Origin of the sequence: uncultured Limnohabitans sp., assembly GCF_937889215.1 — a bacterium.
GTDB lineage: Bacteria > Pseudomonadota > Gammaproteobacteria > Burkholderiales > Burkholderiaceae_C > Limnohabitans_A.
Genome location: NZ_CALBEX010000030.1, coordinates 1 through 2,136, shown reverse-complemented (window position 1 = coordinate 2,136; position 2,136 = coordinate 1). Strand labels below are relative to the sequence as shown.

The following is a 2,136-nucleotide window of genomic DNA, read 5'->3' as shown; positions in this document are numbered from 1 at the left end:
CTGCGCCCGCTGCTTCAAATACGGCCCCACCAAATGCCGGCTGGTGCGTTGCAGGCCCATGAGCAAAGCGTGGTCGGCCTGGGTACAGCCGTAGCGGGTTTTCAAGTCTTGCTGCATCTGCGCCAACAAATGCGCGGCCATCTCGGCATCGGCCATGGCCCGGTGGGCGCGACCTGAGGTGGGCAAATGGTGCATTGCGGCCAACGTGCCCAGCTTGTGGTTGGGCGCTTGCGGGTACAGGCGGCGCGACAGCAGCAAAGTGCAGGCAAAGGCGTGCGAACCCTCTTGCCCACATCGCGCCAGCTCGGCCTGCCAAAACTTTTTGTCAAAGGCTGCGTTGTGCGCCACCATTGGCCGCCCCGCTACAAAGCGGGCCGCCTCGCGCATCACCTGCTCTGCCGGGGGCGCGACCTGCACCATTTCGTTGGTGATGCCCGTGAGCTGCGTGATGAAACTGTTCACCCGCACCCCGGCGTTCATCAGGCTTTGGTAACGGTCCACCACCTGACCGCCTTCGAGCATGACGATGGCCACCTCCGTGGCGCGGTCGCCCATGTTGGGCGAAATGCCCGTGGTTTCAAAGTCGATGATGGCGATGGCGCTCACGGTGTGGTCCTGGCTGAAAGGGACCACCATTATCTCCAGTGGTGCGCGTTGTTAGCGGTCTCAGCAAGCCCCCGCAGGTCGAAGCCTTTAAGGTCCGACATGTGGTCTTTTCGCGCAGCGGCACACCCGACCAAAACGATGGGCAAAGCGCACCGTCGGACCTGAAGGCACCGACCTACAAAGACCGGAACATCCCCGTGGCTCGATGTCTTTCGCAGGTCAGGCCTTTACGGTCTGACAGCCATCTTTTCGCGCAGCGACTCATTTGCGGTCACACCCATAATGGGCGACCTCTTTTTCCCATCCTTTTTAAAAGCCCCCATGACCGACACCCTTGCCCAACTGTTTCAACCCACCCGCATCGGCGACATCGAGATGGCCAACCGTGTGGTCATGGCACCGCTGACCCGTTGCCGCGCCGACGAAACTGCAGGCGACCTTCCCGGCAGCGCCATGAACATCGCGTACTACAGCCAACGCAGCAACGCGGGCCTGATCATCAGCGAGGGCACGCAGGTCTCGCCCGGGGGCAAAGGCTATATGGCCACACCCGGCATTTACTCAGACGCGCAAGTCGAAGGCTGGAAACCCATCACCCAAGCCGTGCACGCCGCAGGCGGCAAGATCGTGGCGCAAATCTGGCATGTGGGCCGCATCTCGCACCCCGACCTGACCGGTGGTGCCGAGCCGATTGCCCCCTCGGCTGTGGCCGCCAAGGTGCTGGCCTATGGCCGCAATGGCAAAGTGCCTGCACCCGTACCGCACGCCCTGAGCGCTGAAGAAATCAAAGACGTGGTGCAGCAATACCGCCAAGGCGCGGCCAACGCCATGCGGGCCGGCTTTGACGGCGTGGAAATCCACGGCGCCAACGGCTACCTGATCGACCAGTTCTTGCGCGACAGCACCAATTTGCGCACCGACGGCTATGGCGGATCGCCCGCAAACCGCATCCGCTTTGCGCTGGAAGTGGTCGACGCCGTGGCCGCTGAAATCGGCGCCGGCCGCACCGGCATCCGCCTGTCGCCCGTCTCGCCCGCCAACGACTCGGCTGAAAGCAAGCCCCAGGCCGTGTTTGGTCCGCTGGTCGAAGCGCTCAACCAACGAGGCATCGCCTTCATCCATTTTGTCGAAGGCTCTACCGGCGGCCCACGTGACCTGACGGGCTTTGACTTTGCATGGGCACGCCAAACCTTCCAAGGTGCCTACATTGCCAACAACGGCTACACCCGCGACATGGCCATCGAAGCCATTGACTCCGGCCGCGCCGACGCAGTGGCCTTTGGCCGCGCATACATCTCCAACCCCGACTTGGTGCAGCGCCTGAAAGCCAACGCTCCATTGGCCAAAGCGAACTCCAGCACCTTTTATGCGCCTGGGCCTGAGGGCTACACAGATTACCCAGTGATGTGAAGTGTCGCTTCGCGAATAAACGGCATGTCGGACCTGAAGGCGCCGACGGGGGCAAACTTTCCGAGCCGAAGGTGCCGGCCTGCGGGGGGCTAACCTGCGGGGGGGGCGGCATGTTGGGCA

Annotated in this window: 2 protein-coding genes; one reads left to right on the top strand and one right to left on the bottom strand. The window is 62.9% G+C overall.

What is annotated here, in order from left to right; translation table 11 throughout:
* On the bottom strand, positions 1-636 hold a 636-nt coding region (locus tag Q0341_RS00720; protein WP_299509875.1), incomplete at its 3' end, for a 3'-5' exonuclease.
* Between the two features lie 291 nt (positions 637-927).
* Here Q0341_RS00720 and Q0341_RS00715 point away from each other — a divergent pair.
* Entirely contained in the window at positions 928-2,016 is a 1,089-nt protein-coding gene (locus Q0341_RS00715; RefSeq protein ID WP_299509873.1) for an alkene reductase, read from the top strand.
* Positions 2,017-2,136: the final 120 nt, after the last annotated feature.

Coding starts and splice junctions, on each gene's coding strand:
- Q0341_RS00715 (WP_299509873.1), top strand. CDS start 928: ATGACCGACACCCTTGCCCAACTGTTTCAACCCACCCGCATCGGCGAC.